This window comes from Flavobacterium paronense, from assembly GCF_030409795.1.
GTDB classification, from domain to species: Bacteria; Bacteroidota; Bacteroidia; order Flavobacteriales; family Flavobacteriaceae; genus Flavobacterium; species Flavobacterium paronense.
Map to the genome: position 1 here is coordinate 950,732 of NZ_JAUFQN010000019.1, position 16,798 is coordinate 967,529.

16 protein-coding genes and 1 tRNA gene are annotated in these 16,798 nt (G+C 37.2%); 11 read left to right on the top strand and 6 right to left on the bottom strand.

Features of this window, described 5'->3' with window-relative positions:
• The first annotated feature begins 90 nt into the window (after positions 1 to 90).
• Positions 91 to 1,374, top strand: coding sequence for a citrate synthase (locus QWY90_RS05460; protein ID WP_290284861.1), 1,284 nt, complete (start codon positions 91 to 93; stop codon positions 1,372 to 1,374).
• 54 nt (positions 1,375 to 1,428) lie between these two features.
• On the opposite strand, the gene QWY90_RS05465 is transcribed toward QWY90_RS05460, so the two are convergent.
• Positions 1,429 to 2,541 (bottom strand): bifunctional methionine sulfoxide reductase B/A protein, encoded by a 1,113-nt coding sequence (locus QWY90_RS05465; protein WP_290283889.1) that lies wholly within the window; start codon positions 2,539 to 2,541, stop codon positions 1,429 to 1,431.
• 163 nt (positions 2,542 to 2,704) lie between these two features.
• On the opposite strand from QWY90_RS05465, the gene idi reads away from it, so the two are divergent.
• From idi to QWY90_RS05515, 10 genes are all read left to right on the top strand, one after another.
• A complete protein-coding gene (gene idi / locus QWY90_RS05470; protein WP_290283875.1) occupies positions 2,705 to 3,232 on the top strand; it encodes an isopentenyl-diphosphate Delta-isomerase in 528 nt (175 codons plus the stop codon).
• 2 nt (positions 3,233 to 3,234) lie between these two features.
• On the top strand, positions 3,235 to 3,645 hold the full coding sequence (locus tag QWY90_RS05475) for a 6-pyruvoyl trahydropterin synthase family protein (RefSeq protein ID WP_290283877.1): 411 nt from the start codon (positions 3,235 to 3,237) through the stop codon (positions 3,643 to 3,645).
• Positions 3,645 to 4,094, top strand: a complete 450-nt coding sequence (locus tag QWY90_RS05480; RefSeq protein ID WP_290283878.1) for a peroxiredoxin — start codon at positions 3,645 to 3,647, stop codon at positions 4,092 to 4,094. The genes QWY90_RS05475 and QWY90_RS05480 overlap by 1 nt, the downstream gene beginning before the upstream one ends.
• Before the next feature lie 21 nt (positions 4,095 to 4,115).
• Positions 4,116 to 5,078, top strand: a complete 963-nt coding sequence (locus tag QWY90_RS05485; RefSeq protein ID WP_290283879.1) for a type I phosphomannose isomerase catalytic subunit — start codon at positions 4,116 to 4,118, stop codon at positions 5,076 to 5,078.
• Between the two features lie 54 nt (positions 5,079 to 5,132).
• Positions 5,133 to 5,399, top strand: coding sequence for a hypothetical protein (locus QWY90_RS05490; protein WP_290283881.1), 267 nt, complete (start codon positions 5,133 to 5,135; stop codon positions 5,397 to 5,399).
• A 67-nt stretch (positions 5,400 to 5,466) separates the two neighbouring features.
• Positions 5,467 to 5,543 (top strand) — tRNA-Thr (locus tag QWY90_RS05495).
• A 229-nt stretch (positions 5,544 to 5,772) separates the two neighbouring features.
• Entirely contained in the window at positions 5,773 to 6,252 is a 480-nt protein-coding gene (locus tag QWY90_RS05500; RefSeq protein ID WP_290283882.1) for a nucleoside deaminase, read from the top strand.
• Between the two features lie 16 nt (positions 6,253 to 6,268).
• Positions 6,269 to 7,672: an FAD binding domain-containing protein gene (locus tag QWY90_RS05505; RefSeq protein WP_290283883.1), complete on the top strand. Its 1,404-nt coding sequence runs from the start codon at positions 6,269 to 6,271 to the stop codon at positions 7,670 to 7,672.
• Complete coding sequence (locus QWY90_RS05510; protein ID WP_290283884.1) at positions 7,669 to 9,915, top strand: xanthine dehydrogenase molybdopterin binding subunit; 2,247 nt, start codon at positions 7,669 to 7,671, stop codon at positions 9,913 to 9,915. The genes QWY90_RS05505 and QWY90_RS05510 overlap by 4 nt, the downstream gene beginning before the upstream one ends.
• A gap of 4 nt (positions 9,916 to 9,919) precedes the next feature.
• A complete protein-coding gene (locus tag QWY90_RS05515) occupies positions 9,920 to 10,444 on the top strand; it encodes a GNAT family N-acetyltransferase (RefSeq protein WP_290283885.1) in 525 nt (174 codons plus the stop codon).
• Positions 10,445 to 10,703: 259 nt separating this feature from the next.
• On the opposite strand, the gene QWY90_RS05520 is transcribed toward QWY90_RS05515, so the two are convergent.
• Genes QWY90_RS05520 through allB form a run of 5 tightly spaced genes read right to left on the bottom strand, consistent with a single transcriptional unit; the run spans position 10,704 to position 16,693 of the window.
• Positions 10,704 to 12,038 carry a DUF6986 family protein gene (locus QWY90_RS05520; protein ID WP_290283886.1) on the bottom strand — a complete coding sequence of 445 codons (1,335 nt, stop codon included), beginning with the start codon at positions 12,036 to 12,038 and terminating at the stop codon, positions 10,704 to 10,706.
• A 57-nt stretch (positions 12,039 to 12,095) separates the two neighbouring features.
• On the bottom strand, positions 12,096 to 12,938 hold the full coding sequence (uraD, locus tag QWY90_RS05525) for a 2-oxo-4-hydroxy-4-carboxy-5-ureidoimidazoline decarboxylase (RefSeq protein WP_290284862.1): 843 nt from the start codon (positions 12,936 to 12,938) through the stop codon (positions 12,096 to 12,098).
• A gap of 7 nt (positions 12,939 to 12,945) precedes the next feature.
• The gene (locus tag QWY90_RS05530) at positions 12,946 to 14,364 is read right to left on the bottom strand and encodes a urate hydroxylase PuuD (protein WP_290284864.1); all 1,419 of its coding nucleotides are present in this window, start codon (positions 14,362 to 14,364) and stop codon (positions 12,946 to 12,948) included.
• Complete coding sequence (gene alc, locus QWY90_RS05535; protein ID WP_290284865.1) at positions 14,364 to 15,386, bottom strand: allantoicase; 1,023 nt, start codon at positions 15,384 to 15,386, stop codon at positions 14,364 to 14,366. The genes QWY90_RS05530 and alc overlap by 1 nt, the downstream gene beginning before the upstream one ends.
• Entirely contained in the window at positions 15,368 to 16,693 is a 1,326-nt protein-coding gene (gene allB / locus QWY90_RS05540; RefSeq protein WP_290284866.1) for an allantoinase AllB, read from the bottom strand. The genes alc and allB overlap by 19 nt, the downstream gene beginning before the upstream one ends.
• Positions 16,694 to 16,798: the final 105 nt, after the last annotated feature.

A 16,798-nucleotide genomic window follows, 5' to 3' on the forward strand; every position in this document is an offset into this window, starting at 1 on the left:
ACGCGACTGTATTTCTTTTTTATTTCATTTCGAATTCCCTAAATTTGTTAAATTATTAATTTATTCAGATTTAATTCCCTTATATATACCATGTCCAAAACTGCAATATTAGAATTTGATGGCAATAAATATGAGTTTCCAGTAATTGTTGGAAGCGAAAACGAAGCAGCCATTGATATTGATAAACTACGTGCTTTAACTGGCGCAATAACTCTAGATCCTGGTTACAAAAACTCAGGTTCTTGTAAAAGTGAAATCACCTTCCTTGACGGAGAAGAAGGAATTCTTCGTTATCGTGGCTATGCGATAGAAGATTTAGCCGAAAAAGCAGACTTTCTCGAAGTTTCCTATTTGGTCATTTTCGGAGAATTACCAACTAAAATTCAGTTGACTCAGTTTGAAACGGATATAAGAAAATACACTTTGGTAAACGAAGAAATGAAAAACATCATCGATGGTTTTCCCAAAACAGCACATCCAATGGGTGTTTTGTCTTCGCTTACAAGTGCACTAACTGCTTTTAATCCAAAAGTGGTTAATGTAGAAAACGAAAAAGAAATGTATGAAGCTGTTTGTAAAACCATGGGTAAATTCTTGGTGATTGCAACTTGGACCTACAGAAAAATGATGGGATATCCTTTAAACTATTATGATAATACACAAGGATATGTTGAGAATTTTATGCAGTTAATGTTTAAATTACCTACTGAACCCTATTCTTCAAATCCAGTAATTGTTGATGCATTAGATAAATTATTTATTCTTCATGCTGACCACGAACAAAATTGTTCTACATCAACAGTTAGGATTGTTGGTTCTTCTCATGCAGGATTATTTGCTTCAATATCTGCAGGAGTTTCGGCACTTTGGGGACCATTACACGGCGGAGCCAATCAAGCTGTTTTAGAAATGTTAGAAGATATTCAAAAAGATGGGGGAGACGCTGATAAATATATGGCTAAAGCCAAAGATAAAGACGATCCATTTCGTTTGATGGGATTTGGACACCGAGTATACAAAAATTTTGACCCAAGAGCCAGAATCATTAAGAAAGCGGCCGATGAGGTTTTAAGAACATTAGGTGTTGATGATCCAATTTTAAATATTGCTAAGCAATTGGAAGAAGCAGCTTTGGTTGATGAGTATTTTGTTTCCAGAAAATTATATCCAAATGTTGATTTCTACTCCGGAATTATTTACCGTGCTTTAGGAATTCCAACCGATATGTTTACTGTAATGTTTGCTATCGGAAGACTACCGGGCTGGATAGCACAGTGGAAAGAAATGCGTATCAACAAAGAACCAATCGGAAGACCAAGACAAGTATATACAGGTCATCCTTTGAGAGATTTCAAACCGATGGATAAAAGATAATTACTTAAAAACAATAAAAAACTCCTTGTGTAAACAAGGAGTTTTTTATTAGTACTATTTCTTTTTCAATCTATCTTTAAAGACTTTCTCGAATTTTTCAATTTTAGGTTGAATTACCATTTGACAATAAGGCTGGTCTTTGTTATTTTCATAATAATTCTGATGATAATCTTTGGCTTTGTAAAAAGCTTTAAGCGGTTCTAAAGTGGTTACAATTTTACTACTGCCATAAACTTTAGCACCATTCAATTCAGCAATAATACTCTCAGCTGCTTTCTTTTGTTCATCATTTGCATAAAATATCACAGAACGATATTGTGTTCCCACATCTGCTCCTTGACGGTTCAAAGTGGTTGGGTCATGAACAGTAAAGAACACTTGAAAAATTTCATCCAGATTCATTTTGGTTTTGTCATAAGTAATTTGAACTACTTCAGCAGCGCCAGTTCTTCCGGTACATACTTCTTCATAACTCGGATTGGCAACTGTTCCTCCTGCAAAACCCGAAACCACTTTGTCAACACCTTGTAATTGTTCATAAACAGCTTCAACACACCAATAACATCCGCCACCAAGTACAATGGTTTCCGTGTTTCCTTTGTTTTCGTTAGGTATTACTCCATCAGGAACAAAATCTAAAGAAATCGCATTCATACAATAGCGTTTTCCAGTTGGCTCTGGACCATCATCAAATAAATGTCCTAAATGACTGTTGCATCGACCGCAAAGCGCTTCTGTGCGTTGCATTCCAAAAGAATTATCATTTTTAAAAACAATACTTTCTTTGTTATCTTGTTCGAAGAAACTTGGCCAGCCACAACTACTGGTAAATTTTTGATTTGATTTGAATAGTTTTAATCCACACGTAGCACAATAATAAGTCCCTTTAGTTTCAGAATTCCACATCGTTCCTGTAAAAGCTCTTTCAGTATCCGCTTCACGGGCAACAGCATATAAATCGGGTGATAATACTTTTTTCCATTCGTCATCAGTCACTTTTAATTTTTTAGTATCGGTATTAGAATAATAAGGATTTTCAGGTTTTGAAATTACATTTTCCATAGCAGTGGTTTTTGTTGTTTTAGTTTCAGTTTTGTTGTTTTGTCCGCATGCTGTTATCATAAACATCGGAAACAAAAGTAAATAGTTTAAAATGGATTTTTTCATAGTATGTGTTTTTTAATCTGATACAAATTTACTTTACATATACGAGGTGAGATGTCGTATAGTTTACAAATTACTTGGTTTTAAGGAAAGTTTAACGGTTGTTCAAAAGCTATAATTATGAAGCCTTGTTTTTTTTCGTATTTTTGAAAGATTAATTTACTTTATGATAGAAGAACAAGTAATCTTGGTAAATGAACAAGATGAACCAATTGGTTTAATGAATAAACTCGAAGCACATCAGAAAGCAGTTTTGCACCGTGCTTTTTCGGTTTTTGTGTTGAATAGTAACAACGAAATAATGTTGCAGCAACGAGCACATCATAAATATCATTCCCCTTTGTTATGGACGAATACTTGTTGCAGCCATCAACGAAAAGATGAAACCAATATTCAAGCAGGAACCCGAAGATTACATGAAGAAATGGGTTTCAAAACGGAACTCAAAGAACTCTTTCATTTTATTTATAAAGCGCCATTTGATAATGGTTTAACCGAACACGAACTCGATCATGTGATGATTGGTTATTATAATGACGAACCTATCATTAATCATGAAGAAGTAGAAAGATGGAAGTGGATGTGTATTGAAGAAGTGCGACAAGACATGATACAAAATCCTGATTTATACACGGTTTGGTTCAAAATCATTTTCGATAAATTTTATCATTACCTGGAAGACCACAAGCTATAATTATGAAAGTAACCGTATCAAGAAAAGCCCACTTCAATTCAGCTCATCGATTGTATCGCAAAGACTGGTCGATGGAGCAAAACGATGCCATTTTTGGCAAATGCAATAATCCCAATTATCACGGTCATAATTATGAACTCATCGTTTCGGTAACTGGAGAAATTGATCAAGAAACAGGATTTGTAATTGATGTAAAAATTCTATCCGATTTGATTAAAGAACATATAGAAAACGCTTTTGATCATAAAAACTTAAATCTAGATGTTCCGGAATTTGCCAATCTAAATCCAACAGCCGAAAATATAGCGGTTATCATTTGGCAAAAACTCAGAAAACATATTGATAATAATAAAGATTTAGAAATCGTTTTATACGAAACGCCTCGAAATTTTGTAACCTATAACGGAAAGTAATGGCGCTAAAAATTGGGGACAAAATCCCTTCATTTACTTCGATTGACAGTAAAGGAGATTCATTTGAGATAAAAGATTACTTGGGAAAACCATTAGTAATTTATTTTTATCCAAAAGATGATACGCCCGGTTGCACTATTCAAGCCTGCACTTTTCGGGATAAGTACGAAGATTTCAAATCTTTAGGAGCTGAAGTTATTGGTATTAGCAGTGATAGTTTGTCATCGCATCAAAAGTTTGCTTCTCGATATAAACTCCCTTTTATTTTACTTTCTGATTTTGACAAAAAAATCAGAACACAGTTTGGCGTTCCCAATGATTTCTTGGGATTAATTCCAGGAAGAGCAACCTATGTTATTGATAAAAATGGACTTGTTCAGTTAATTTTTGATAGTACTTCGGCTAAAATTCATATCGAAAAAGCCCTCGAAATTCTGAAAAGAATGTAAGTTTGTCTAAAATCATTTCAAATGAAATTATACCCATTACAATTTGAACCTATCTTAAAGGAAAGAATTTGGGGCGGAACCAAATTGAAGACTTATCTCAACAAACCCATAACTTCTGATATTACGGGTGAAAGCTGGGAAATAGCAACAGTTGAGAATGATATTAGCATCATAGCTAATGGTACTTTAAAAGGAAAATCATTAAACGAATTGATTAACGAATTCCCTGTATCGGTTCTTGGTACTAAAGTTTATGCCCAATTTGGAAAACAATTTCCATTGCTTTTTAAGTATTTAGATGCTCGCGAAGATTTATCAATTCAAGTACATCCAAACGATGAATTGGCAAAAAAGCGCCACAACTCTTTTGGTAAAACCGAAATGTGGTATGTAATACAGGCTGATTCTGATGCGAGATTAATAGTTGGTTTTAAAGAAAAATCGTCACCTGAAGAATTCATTGAAAACCTAAATAATAAAACTTTACTTTCTATTTTAGACACTAAAAAAGTAAAGCAAGGCGATGTTTTTATACTCAATACCGGAACAATTCATGCCATTGGTGCCGGAATTATAATAGCCGAAATCCAACAAACTTCTGATATTACGTATCGTGTTTATGATTTTGACAGAAAAGAGGCCAACGGGAATACTCGTGAATTGCATGTCAACTTGGCTTTGGAAGCTTTGAATTATGAAAAGATTGAAGCACAACGATTCTATTCTAAAACCGAAAACACGTCCAACGAAATAATCAATTGCAACTATTTTACAACGAATTTTATTCCGCTTGACGGAGCTACAGAAATACATAAAAATGAAAAGTCATTCACAGTTTATATGTGTGTAGAAGGAAGCTTTCAGCTAACAATAGATGGTAAAAACTATACTTATCAAAAAGGCAATACGGTTTTAATTCCGGCTGCTTTGACTGATTTTCAACTTTCTGGAAAGGCTTCAATCTTAGAAATTTATATTTCGTAGTTTGTTTTCTAAAGATTTAGTGTAATTTTGCACCGAATTTTAAAAATAAAGAAAATGCCAAGTGTTAAAAATTTAAAGAAAGATATTAACTTCGTATTAGGTGATATTATTGAAGCGGTTTACATTTATGAAATGACAACTACCGGAAAACCATCTGATAAAACAAACGCTATCATTGATGAAGCTATCACGTCTTTTGACGGTTTGATTGAAAAAGTTAATGCTAAGAAAGTTGAAAATAAGAAAGCGCATTTCAAGCAAATTAATGCAGATTTAGAACAAACTGCAAATCAATTGGTTGAAAAAATCAACGCACTTTAATAGAAAAAAGTTCGAAAATATTTTGGTGGATTAAATTACACTTTTATATTTGCAGAACTATTACGCTGCCAGCGTAGCTCAGTTGGCTAGAGCAGCTGATTTGTAATCAGCAGGTCGTGGGTTCGAGTCCCTCCGCCGGCTCCAAAAGAAACCGTTTCGTTTATTCGAAGCGGTTTTTGGTTTTATATTGATATGGGACGAGAAGTTTATCCCGATGGCTATCGGGAAGTCCCTCCGCCGGCTCCAAAAAAGGAAAACGAAAGTTTTCCTTTTTTTTATGGAATGAACTTGCAAAATCATTTCAATTCGTATCTTTATTGGCTTCAAAATTTTGAAAGCGCTCAAAAACTATATTAAAAATTATCATAACTATATGTGTTCAACAAAGCAAAGTGAATTTATGCAGGAAGCCATTCAGCTTTCTATCGAAAATGTGAAATCAGGAAAAGGCGGACCGTTTGGTGCAGTAATTGTAAAAGACGGAAAAATTATTGCCCGTGGAGCTAATGGTGTGACATCAACCAATGATCCAACAGCACATGCCGAAGTAGTGGCAATCAGAAATGCCTGCTCCGTCTTGGGAACTTTCCAATTAGACGGTTGCGAAATCTATACGAGTTGTGAACCATGTCCAATGTGTTTGGGAGCCATTTATTGGGCAAGACCAGACAGAATGTATTTCGCCAATACCAAAAAAGACGCTGCTGATATTAACTTCGACGACCAATTCATCTACGAAGAAATAGAGTTGCCATATCAAAACCGTAAATTAGAAACCATCCAAATGATGAATGAAGAAGCGCTGGAAGCTTTCAAACTATGGTCAGAAAACATAAACAAAATAGAATATTGATTGCTAAAAAAGCTCTATGATTCAATTTATATTAAACAACCAACTCATCAAAACCGACAAGCCAGCAAGTACCACTCTGCTGGATTTTGTTCGTTATGACGAAAACTTACGCGGCACAAAAATAGGTTGCCGAGAAGGCGATTGCGGCGCTTGTACTGTTTTGATTGGCTCGATGAAAGAAGGAAAACTTGAGTACATGAGCGCCACTTCCTGCTTAACGCCATTGCCAAACGTTCACGGAAAGCATGTTGTAACCGTCGAAGGATTGAACTTGCCCGACAAACTAAACCAAGCACAACAAGCTATGGTGGATTGCTCAGGAACCCAATGTGGATTCTGCACGCCGGGTTTTGTAAACTCAATGTGTGGCTATGCTTTGACGTGCGCCGAACCAACATTAGAAAGCGCTATCAGTGCCATTGATGGAAATATTTGTCGTTGCACGGGGTATAAAACCATTGAACGTGCATCGGGTCAATTGGCCAGTAAATTAATTTCAAAAGACCAAAATAATCCAATCTCTTGGTTGGTAGCCAACGAATTTGTACCGGATTATTTTTTAACTATTGAAGAAAGAATAATGGCAATTCAAGCCAAAGAATATAAGTCGAACGGACAAATACCTATAGGTGGTGGAACCGATTTGTATGTTCAAAAGCATGACGAATTGCACGATTTCGATTTGGATTATTTATTTGATAAAGATCATCTTAACGGAATTTCTTTCTACGGAAACACTTGCGTTTTAAAATCATCAGCAACAGTAACGGATTTAATTGAGAATAAAACCTTATTGGATGCCATTCCAAATTGGTACCAATATTTAAAATTATTGTCATCAACACCAATCAGAAACATTGCAACCATAGCAGGAAACATTGCCAACGGTTCGCCAATTGGTGACTTTACCATTATTCTTTTGGCGATGAAAGCGGAACTGACGTTGACCAATAAAGTTAATGAAAGCCGAAAAGTAATGCTGAAAGATTTTTATTTGGGTTACAAAACCTTAGATAAAAAAGCAGACGAAATTATCAGCGAAATCGCTTTTAAAATGCCAACAAACGGAACGCTATTTAACTTCGAGAAAGTCTGTAAAAGACAATATCTAGACATTGCCAGTGTGAACTCAGCTATTACGGTTTCAAGTTTTGAAAATACTATTACCGAAGCTCATGCATCCATGGGTGGAGTAGGACCCATTCCGAAATATCTCGCGAAGACCAGCGAGTTTTTGGCAAACAAAGCAATCACAGTTTCAGTTATCAAAGAAGCGGAACAAATCCTGCAAACTGAATTATCACCAATAAGCGATGCGCGAGGATCCGAAGCCTATAAAAGATTATTGGGACGCCAATTATTCTTCAGCCATTTCATCACCCTTTTTCCTGAAACCATTAAAATGGACGACCTGATATGATTAACATAGACGCACACAATCACGTAAAAGGAAAATCCATTTACCTTGATGATATTCAGGAACTGAACGGAACTTTATACGCATTGCCTTTCGATTCGACTGTAGCTCATGCCAAAATTAAGAGTATTGATTTTGCTGCCGCTTTGAATCATAAAGGAATTGTTTCAATCTTAACCGCCAAAGATGTTACAGGTTCAAACCAAATAGGAGGTATCATTCCAGATGAACCTTTATTTGCTGAAGATGAAGTGCACTTTCGTGGACAAGTAATCGCATTGATTGTTGGTACTTCTGAGCATCATTGCCGTCAAGCGGCGAAACTGATTAAAGTCGAATACGAAGAACTTCCAGTAATTGTTGATCCAAGAGAAGCTCAGGCACAAGGGAAATTAATTGTACCACCAAGACAGTTTAAATTAGGTGATACCGAATCGGCTTGGGCAAAATGCGACCATATATTTGAAGGTAGAAGCGACGTTAACGGACAAGAACATTTATACATAGAAACACAAGGGGCTTATGCCAGACCAAAAGAAGACGAAAGCATAATCATATCCTCATCTACACAAGGACCAACTGCCGTTCAGCGAATGGTAGCACAGGTTTTGGGAATTCCAATGCATAAAATTGAGATTGACACCGTTCGTCTTGGTGGTGGTTTTGGAGGAAAAGAAGACCAAGCAACTCCTTGGGCTGTAATGGTAGCTTTAGCTTGCCAGATTTTGCACAAACCCGTAAAAATGGCGATGCATCGAATGGATGATATGCGAATGACAGGAAAAAGACATCCATATTCAGCTGATTTCAAAATTGGTTTGGATAAGAATTATAAAATAATCGCCTACGAAGTAACGCATTACCAAAATGCCGGAGCTGCAGCCGATTTGTCACCAGCAGTTATGGAGCGAACCTTATTTCATTCGACCAATGCGTATTTTGTTCCGAATGTGATTGCTAAAGCCTACAGTTGTAAAACCAATTTACCGCCAAACACCGCCTTCCGAGGATTTGGTGGACCGCAAGGAAAATTTGTTATAGAAGCCGCCATTGTAAAAGCTGCTGAAAGTTTGGGAATTTCTCCATCCGTAATCCAGAAAACAAACTTGGTTGTTGACGGAGACGAATTATCGTACGGACAAATTCTGCAACAAGTTGAAGCAACTAATACATGGGAAACCTGTATGAAAAGCTACGACTACGAAGCACAAAAGAATAGAGTAGAAGCCTTCAATAAAACCAATACGCGTTTCAAAAAAGGGTTGGCGATTCAACCGATTTGTTTCGGAATTTCGTTTACCAATACCATGATGAATCACGCCCGTGCTTTGGTGCACATTTACCATGACGGAAGTGTTGTCGTAAGTACCGGCGGCGTCGAAATGGGACAAGGTTTGAATACCAAAATGCTTCAGATTGTGACCGAGACTTTTAGCATTAATGCGAATAAAGTCCGAATAGAATCTACGAATACATTGCGTGTTGCGAACACTTCTCCAACAGCAGCAAGTGCCGGAGCCGACCTTAACGGAAAGGCTTTGCAGATGGCCTGCAACAATTTATTGGAACGATTAAAAGCGGTCGCTCAAAAAGAATACACCGACCAAATCATTGAAGTCAAAGACGAAATGGTTTATGCTAATGAAATCAAAACGGATATTACTTGGAATGCATTAATTACAAGAGCTTTTACACAAAGAGTTGCGCTCTCTGAAAATGCTCATTATGCAACCCCAACAATCCATTACGATAAAACTAAAGAGAAAGGACATCCGTTTGCGTACCATGTTTACGGAACTTCCATTCACGAAGTTACCGTGGATTGTCTAAAAGGAACTTACGATTTTGATAGCGTAAACATCGTTCATGATTTCGGGAAAAGTATGAACCCAACCATTGACAATGGTCAAATAGAAGGCGGGTTGGTACAAGGAATCGGTTGGATGACTTTAGAAGAGATTGTCTTTAACGACCAAGGAAGATTACTATCTAATGCACTTTCAACTTATAAAGTTCCAGATATTTATTCGGTGCCAAAGCAAATCAACATCCAACATCTGGAAACCGAAGGCCACGAACTAGCCATCAAAAAATCAAAAGCAGTAGGCGAGCCGCCATTGATGTATGGCATCGGAGCTTATTTCGCCATCAGAAATGCAGTAAAAGCTTTCAATCCTAATGTTGATTTAATCATAAATGCACCTTATACTCCGGAAAAAGTTTTAATGGATTTATATAAAAAATAAAGAGATGGCTAATATTGAAATAAGCAAAGTAACGCTAAGCGATATAGACCAGTTGCAAAAAATTGGCAGACAAACTTTTCAGGAAACATTTTCAGAAGCTAACTCTGAAGAGAATATGCAGAATTATCTGCAGGAAGGATTTTCTATAGAAAAACTAACTACTGAACTTAACGATGAAAACTCCGAATTTTATTTTGCTACACTTGATAAAGTAATAATAGGTTACTTAAAGCTCAACTTTGGAGAATCACAAACGGAATTAAAGGACAGCAAAGCTCTTGAAATAGAACGAATCTATGTGTTGAAAGAGTTTTTCGGAAAAAGCGTTGGCCAATTATTATATGACAAAGCAATACAAATAGCAAGACATAAAGAGGCCGAGTATGTTTGGTTAGGAGTTTGGGAAGAAAATCCAAGGGCAATAAGCTTCTATAAGAAAAATGGTTTCATAGAGTTCGATAAACACATTTTCAAATTAGGAGATGACGAACAAACAGACATAATGATGAAACTCAAATTGAGTAATTGAATGTGATGAAATAAAACGCAACCACTATTAATAAGGTTTTCTAAACCAATAAAAAAAAACATCAGCAACTTCCTTTCTAAACCTCCGCATCTTTAAAGTAAAACCTCCGCATCTTTGATTCGAAAGATGCGGAGGTTTTTTAGCCCTTGTATTTACTGGGCTTCACAAAGGAGAATTGCATAAAAAAACCGCACCATTAATAATGCGGTTTCTTTATAATAGTTAGTTAACTGCTAACTAATATCTGAACACTGAACACTTATTTCCCAGCTCTATTCTCTAAAATCTTTTTAAACGAACGCCCTCTAATTTCATCTAAAGTCAAGCCAGTTGCTAAAACTTCTTCTTCGGTAATCGCGCCGCTGTTTAAAGCTCTAAGGAAATAGTTTAATAATCCTTGTCCCGTTGCAGCATCATCAAATACATCGCCAATCAAAGTAGCACGCGCCGCTTTTTCTACAAACGTTTTCAAACGATCCACGGCATCATCATAACTTTCCAAAAAGAAAGCATACACCGCTGCATAACGCATTGGGAACTGCGCTGGGTTTAAATCCCAACCTTGGTAATAGCCATTCCACAACGAATGACGAATATGGTCATATCCTTTTTTCCAAGCTCTGTGAACCACTTCCATATTTTCTTTTTCTTGCTCTGGAGTTAAGTTACCACGGTGCGGACCAATAGGCATCGTATTCGTAGCGCCATCGCTCAACCAGATGCCGGTGTGAGCCAAAGCCACTTTGGTTACGTGATGCGCAAAATCACAAACAGGATGATCCATTTCTTGGTATTTTGCCGTGATGCTGCAACTTGCTGTATAATCATAAGTTCCGAAATGCATTGCGATGCAACGACCTTGAGCCGCTTTTATAAATCGGTATAATGGGTTTGTTCCGTCAATATCCATAATGGCTTGTGTGGTTTCTACCATCATTTCCATTTTTAGGGTTCCTTTTGCCAAACCTAATTCTTCTTCCAGAATCGTAAAGAAATTAGCCAAGGTTTCCGGTTGTTCCGGAATAGTAACTTTTGGCAACATTACTACAAAATTGTCCGGTAATTTGCCGTGAGTTGCTTTCACTAAAGTCGTTACAAAAATATCCAAAGTACGCAAACCTCTTTCTTTCATTTCTTCAGTAAATGGTTTAATACGGATGCCTATAAAAGGAGAAAGTGTTTTGTCCTGCATGCCTTTGGCAACTTCTAAAGCGGTAGTAATAGCTGTTGCATCTTCTTCCTCGTTGCTTCGATTGCCGTAACCATCTTCAAAATCGATACGAAAATCTTCAATCGCTTCCGATTGTAGTTTGGCCACGACCTTATCATAAATACGCTTGCTGAAATCAGTTCCGCCAGTCAAGCCAAAAGCTTTTCCAAAAACTTCATGATTGGGTGCATAGGTTTCTAATATCTCCAAAGCTCTTTGACCTAATAGGATAGGAGCATCCGATTTAAATAAGTTCGCTCCACCATACAGAGTATGCACAGGCTGACGATCACTTCGGTCACCCGGATATATTTCGTTGAAAGTCGAATTGGCTTTGCTTAAACTGTTGAACAATTGTTCTTTTTTATTACTAGGAATGGTCATAATAATTATGAATTATATTTTGTCTATTATCTCTTATCTATTCGTCTCTTATCTTTTTCAGCTTCCCCTATAGGTACTGTATCCAAAAGGATTAACCAACAAAGGAACGTGATAATGCGTTTCATCAAAAGTGTTGAAAATGATTTCTACTTTTGGGTAAAAGGTCTTGGTATTTGCATAATAGTTTCCGGTATCGAAAACCATTTTATAAGTATCAGGTTTTAGGTTTCGCTCTTGGGGAAGTAAGTCCGGAATTCTGCCGTCACCATTGGTAATGCCTTGCGCGATGGTTTGCCAGATGTTATTTCTGAAAGCTTGTAATCGGATGGAAATGTCCTTTCCTGGGATTCCAGTTGAGGTATCTAATACATGTGTTGTGATTTGGCTTACTTTCAGAAAACTAAAATCACCATCGGGTAGCATCTTTTTGAAACGGATGATAGAAATTTTCTGTTGTTCGCCCATCGCAATATGTAATTCTTCTTCAGCAGTATTTTGTAAACGGTCGTTCAATAACGCTAACATTTCTGTTGCAGATTTTCCGGTAGCGCAAACGATGAATATGAATCCGTTTTTGTTTTCATAATCGTTATTGGCTTTCGCCAAATGCTGTATCGTTTCCTGAGTCGCAACTGCAACTCCGGCTTGTTCTTTACCGGCAAATTTTTCAGTTAGACTTTTAACATCGCCAATTTTTGGGTGATGGGTGAACGATTCCCGCCAATCAGCTTCAGTACAGTTGTCGTACCAAATCTTACTGGACAAATCCACCAATTGCTTTTCGGAAGCAAAAGGGAAGTGGCTCATCATTGCTAACGTCCATTTTTCCGAACCGCAGCAGGCGAACAATTCTTTTTTCGCGGTTTCTTCGGGTAAGGTATTAAAGGCTACTAAATTCATATCGTCATTATTTTAGGCTTGCACCTTGTTCAATCCAACATCTTATTGTATTGCGTTCTTCTTCAGTAATGTTGGTTTTATTGTTTTGAGGCATCGTTTTGGTAATGACCACTCGCTGCATAATCAAATCTCTTTTATTGTAAATATCCTGCGGCGTATCATATTTGACGCCATTCGGAGCTACTTTGTATACATCATCTGTTGGATTAGCAGAGTGACATTGTACGCAACGTTTCTGAACAATTGCTTGTACTTCTACAATACTTACTTCTTTTTTACATTCATACGGATTAGTACTTGGTGCCGAAATAAAGCAAGCGGCAAGTAGAATTATGACTGAAACCGGCAAAATCCAAACGTTGAGTTGGTTCTTTTCTTTTAAATTCAGATAGTGTTTTACTCCGGCTGCACCGAGAGAAATTATCGCCAAAATCAACCACGGATATTCATAACCAAATGTCGACGGAAAGTGATTACTAACCATCACGAACAAAACGGGTAATGTAAAATAGTTATTGTGTAACGAACGCGCTAATGCTTTTTTACCCAAACTCGGGTCAAGCGGAATTCCTAATTTGGCACAACGCACCATTTCCTTTTGTCCCGGAATAATCACGAAGAAAACATTAGCAACCATAATACCGCCAATCATCGCTCCGAAGTGAATGTAAGCAGCTCTTGCACTAAAGACGTGGCAATAGAAAAAAGCAAATCCAATTAAAAAAGCAAATCCAATCAAAGCAAAAGCTGTTTGGTTTTTGATCAAAGCCGATTTACACATGCGGTCGTAAATAATCCAAGCCACTACAAACGAACTTACACCAATCAAGATTCCTTGTACAGCCGAAATATCTAAAACATTCTTGTCTATTAAAAACGCGGAAGCATTAAAATAATACACCACAAACAATAAGCAAAACCCAGAAAGCCAAGTAAAATAAGCTTCATATTTAAACCAATGCAAGTGTTTTGGAATCGTCTTTGGCGCTACTTTGTATTTCTCTAAATAATAAAATCCGCCTCCGTGAACCGCCCAAAGGTTTCCTGCTAATTCATCGCGTACATCTTCGGTTCGGTTCAAAGCGTTTTCAAGAAACACGAAATAGAAAGAAGCGCCAATCCAGGCAATTCCAAAGGTAATGTGCATCAAACGAATGACGATATTGAGCCATTCCATCATGTGACTTTCTAAAGGCGTTCCTTCAACTAGAATATACGTATTCACTAAAATCCCAACAATCATTAGTAACATTCCGGCGTAGCAATAATTCAGGCTGGTGTTTCTGATGTCTTCGTCGCCTTCGGGGTTCTTTTGTGATTTTCCTTTGAGGAAGCTCGGCATTTTATAGGAGATATAGCCCAACGTAATCAATACGCTGAAATAAATAACATATAAAACGATTAATATAAAAGTACTAACTACCACTATTTACTGATTTTACCAAACAATCTCAAACGACTGATACCTCCGTCAGGGAAGATATTTAACCTAACATGGGTGATTGCGTTATGAGTATTAATTTCTTTTACATATTCATGCTCGTTATCGGCACTTAATTTTTGTTGCGGTAATAGTGTCTGCCAATTACCATTATTGATAACAGCTGTATCATTATCGCTTACGCAAAATTCAATCGAACAACTATCAGGATAATTGCCTTTGAAATGACAAGTGTCAACAATGATTTTATCAACTGTTCCTTTGTGAGCTAATTTCAAAATCACCCAGTCGCGGTTGTTTGGTGTTCTGTTACGTTTGGTTTCCCAGCCGTCACCCATATTGGCGCCACGGTTAGGCATAATCAAATTACTCATGGCACTAAAGAACATATCATTGCAGGCAATGGCTTGTCCACCATTAATTGCCGCTGCTAAATCTATAGTTTCAGAAGTGGAAACGACATCCCAGTTTTTGAAAACTTCTCCGTAAACTCTAAAACGCGCAACGCCACCATCTGGATATATGTGTAAACGTAAGTGGGTATAGATTTCATTGCTTTGACATTCATAGAAGTTCTGTGAGCCTGCATCCAAATGAGACTTTGGAAGGATTTCTTTCCATGCTAAATGCTCCCAATCGGTTATTTCATCGGCATTCGTCAAATTAATAGCCTCAATCGAAGCATGAGGTGGGTGATTGCCCAAAAAGAAATTAGTATCTATATCAAAACCAGTAATCTTTCCAGAAGTTGCCAATTGAATGATAGCCCAATCGTGTCCCGGAGTTCTTTTTCGGCGACTTTCCCAGCCGTCCATCCATTTGCCTCTGTCAGTATATTTATCGGTAATAAAAATGCCTCTTGTTGGCAGAATTAAATTTTCTTTTTCGGCAAAGAAATCATCGGTTGCATATAAAACCTTTCCGCCTAATCGTTCTGCGGCTAAGTCGGTTAGTGCTGTAAATGATGGTGCTTCTTTTATAATCTCGGTTACTTTTGCAAAAGCCATTGTCCTTTATTTTTGTTTTGTATTGATTGGTTTTGAAAAACAGTAGTGCCATTTACTATTGTTTCGAGCACTTTTCCGTTTAAGTTTTGCGCAATATATGGACTTATTTTATATCTGAAAAATACGCCCTCGGGTTTTACTAAATCGATTTCGTCAGGATTCCAGATAACTATATCAGCATCATTGCCAATTTTAAATTCTCCTTTGTGGTCAGATTTAATAAAAGCTGCTGGTTTTGAAGTCACTAGCGGAATAAATTGCTCCAATGACATTGTGTTTTTTAAGGCCGTCCATGAAGCGGTCAACAAGAATTGAATTCCGGCAATGCCACCCCAGGCTTTTTTCAGATTGCCACTTTCCATTTCCTTAATGTTTGGCGGAGCAGGTGAGTGGTCAGTGGTTATAAAATCTAAAACACCAGAAACAAATGCTTGTTTTAATTGCTCGTTGTTGGCTTTTTCACGTATGGGTGGCGCACATTTGTAGATGCAGTTGGCATCCGGAATGTCTTCAGCATTAAAGAAAATATATTGGGTACAGGTTTCAGCCGTAATCGATAACCCTTCTTTTTTAGCCGCTTCAATTTTGGATAACGCTTCCGCGGATGCGACATGTACGATATGAACCGGGCAATTGTGTTTGCGACACATTCTAATCATTAAATCTATCGCATCGTTTTCCCATTGCTTCGGACGACTAGCCAAATAATGTTGGTAACTGGTCGGATGGTTATCAAAATCACAATCAATTTCAGTATCATATAATTCGCAATGCGCTAATAAGGGGATATTGTGTTGGGCAATAATCGGCATCGCCTCGTCTAAATCTTTCTCCGTTACATTTGGAAATTCATCTATACCCGAATGGGTAAGAAAACATTTTACACCTACAACTCCGGCTTCAATTAAGTCTTCTAAATGACCTGCATTACCCGGTATCAAACCCGCATAAAAACCTACATTCGTATTCATTTTACCTTTAGAAGCATCTAATTTTTCATTAAAAGCAGGCAATGTTGTCGTTACCGGACTTGCATTCAAAGGCATGTCAATAATAGTTGTAGTTCCTCCGGCAGCTGCTGCTTGAGTTGCTGTTTCAAAACCTTCCCATTCGGTTCTGCCTGGTTCGTTGATATGAACGTGAACATCAATTACACCGGGCATTATGACAGCATCTCCATAATCTTGTGCCTCATTTGATTTTTCAAAAGCAATAGCAGTAATGCTTTCATTGGCAAAACTTAAAGTAGCCGGTTGCAATTGGTTGTCAACCCAAACTCTCGAACTGTATATTTTTCTTTCGTGCACTGTATTTTATTTTTGGATTTACCAGTAAGGCAAACATACAAACTTAAGGATAAATAATTAATTGACCATCTCTATTCGGTTTATGGTCGAAATAAGTAAAGTATA

What these genes read in the sequence shown, in the direction of transcription:
- QWY90_RS05475 (WP_290283877.1), top strand. Translation starts at nt 3,235, where the DNA reads ATGAAAGTAACCGTATCAAGAAAAGCCCACTTCAATTCAGCTCATCGA.
- QWY90_RS05485 (WP_290283879.1), top strand. Translation starts at nt 4,116, where the DNA reads ATGAAATTATACCCATTACAATTTGAACCTATCTTAAAGGAAAGAATT.
- QWY90_RS05510 (WP_290283884.1), top strand. Translation starts at nt 7,669, where the DNA reads ATGATTAACATAGACGCACACAATCACGTAAAAGGAAAATCCATTTAC.
- QWY90_RS05465 (WP_290283889.1), bottom strand. Translation starts at nt 2,541, where the DNA reads ATGAAAAAATCCATTTTAAACTATTTACTTTTGTTTCCGATGTTTATG.
- QWY90_RS05480 (WP_290283878.1), top strand. Translation starts at nt 3,645, where the DNA reads ATGGCGCTAAAAATTGGGGACAAAATCCCTTCATTTACTTCGATTGAC.
- QWY90_RS05460 (WP_290284861.1), top strand. Translation starts at nt 91, where the DNA reads ATGTCCAAAACTGCAATATTAGAATTTGATGGCAATAAATATGAGTTT.
- uraD (WP_290284862.1), bottom strand. Translation starts at nt 12,938, where the DNA reads ATGAATTTAGTAGCCTTTAATACCTTACCCGAAGAAACCGCGAAAAAA.
- alc (WP_290284865.1), bottom strand. Translation starts at nt 15,386, where the DNA reads ATGGCTTTTGCAAAAGTAACCGAGATTATAAAAGAAGCACCATCATTT.
- QWY90_RS05520 (WP_290283886.1), bottom strand. Translation starts at nt 12,038, where the DNA reads ATGACCATTCCTAGTAATAAAAAAGAACAATTGTTCAACAGTTTAAGC.
- QWY90_RS05490 (WP_290283881.1), top strand. Translation starts at nt 5,133, where the DNA reads ATGCCAAGTGTTAAAAATTTAAAGAAAGATATTAACTTCGTATTAGGT.
- QWY90_RS05505 (WP_290283883.1), top strand. Translation starts at nt 6,269, where the DNA reads ATGATTCAATTTATATTAAACAACCAACTCATCAAAACCGACAAGCCA.
- idi (WP_290283875.1), top strand. Translation starts at nt 2,705, where the DNA reads ATGATAGAAGAACAAGTAATCTTGGTAAATGAACAAGATGAACCAATT.
- QWY90_RS05500 (WP_290283882.1), top strand. Translation starts at nt 5,773, where the DNA reads ATGTGTTCAACAAAGCAAAGTGAATTTATGCAGGAAGCCATTCAGCTT.
- QWY90_RS05515 (WP_290283885.1), top strand. Translation starts at nt 9,920, where the DNA reads ATGGCTAATATTGAAATAAGCAAAGTAACGCTAAGCGATATAGACCAG.